The 1104-nt window shown below is 44.1% G+C and carries 1 pseudogene; it reads left to right on the top strand.

The features are described 5' to 3' along the window. Nucleotides 1-165 precede the first annotated feature (165 nt). Nucleotides 166-1027, top strand: a pseudogene (locus A3GI_RS12010) (IS256 family transposase); the annotation flags it as partial. Nucleotides 1028-1104: the final 77 nt, after the last annotated feature.

The following is a 1104-nucleotide window of genomic DNA, read 5'->3' as shown; positions in this document are numbered from 1 at the left end:
ATGAGAGATAACTCCTTCTTGCCGGTTGGATGAGATAAAAGCCTGTTGCTGAAGATGGAGCTGAATTTTACCATGAGTTCTCGAGGTAAGCGATAATGGTGGGTTGTATGTATTTTTCAGTTGTAAGAGCACGTGGTGTCCTGAAAAAGTGTAATTATTTCGGAAATGCTATAATCAGAGTCTGGTATTAACGAGTTTATTCGTGTATTATTGAACGCCTTCTCGAAGCAAGAACGTGCTCTTTTTGTCGAAGAGCATAAAGGAGAACAGTGCAATGGTTTCCGTTCACGTCGATGGCGAGGCTATGCTTTGAGCTTCGCATTCCACAGACCCGTTCAGGGACTTTTCAGCCCCTAATTTTGAGCATTCTCTCCCATCAAGAAAGCGAATGCGCCTTTCTCTTCCATGAACTTTATACCCGTGGACTTTCGTGCGAAGATATTGGAGCAGTGTGCGAACGCCTTTACAGTCATCACTATAGTAAACAGCGAGTGAGCTTCCTCTCCAATATGAGTAAGGCAGAGATATACAAGTGGTTAGAGCGCAAATTGTCGCCCCACTATTTGGCAGTGTACATTGATGCAACGTTTATCTTTACTCGGCGAGAGGATAGTGTCTCTAAGATAGCCTACTAACACGATGCCGGACTTGCTTCCTGATGGTAGGCGCGAGGTGCTTTGTGTGGTGAATCATCCCACAGAGGGAGCGTTGAATTGGGAAGCGGAGTTGAAAGCTCTCAAAACCCAGGTCGTGGAACAGATAGACCTGATTATCTCAGATGCGCTACAGGGCATTGAACGAGCTATTTGCTCGGCTTTCCCTCATGTAGACCATCAGTTATATGTTGTCCATTTCAAACGACAAGCCCTTAATGCCGTGTCAAAGAGGGATAAAGCTCAGATGAAGCAGGAGTTGGATTACTCTAGGTACAGGACTTACTTCCATTAAGGCATTTGAGAAATTGTGTACATTTGCAGAGCGTTGGGGCAAGAATTACAGAGGTTTACTCTTTTTTATTGGTGTCCGATAAAAATTTTTGAAGTAATAAATTAAGGGCTGGCTCCTGTATCAGGAAGTCAGCCCTCTTTTCGTTACTTTGTTGTC

It is taken from the genome of Porphyromonas macacae DSM 20710 = JCM 13914, from assembly GCF_000379945.1.
Lineage (GTDB): Bacteria > Bacteroidota > Bacteroidia > Bacteroidales > Porphyromonadaceae > Porphyromonas > Porphyromonas macacae.
The sequence above is the reverse complement of the archived record's forward strand: the minus strand, read 5'-3'. Positions and strand labels throughout refer to the sequence as shown.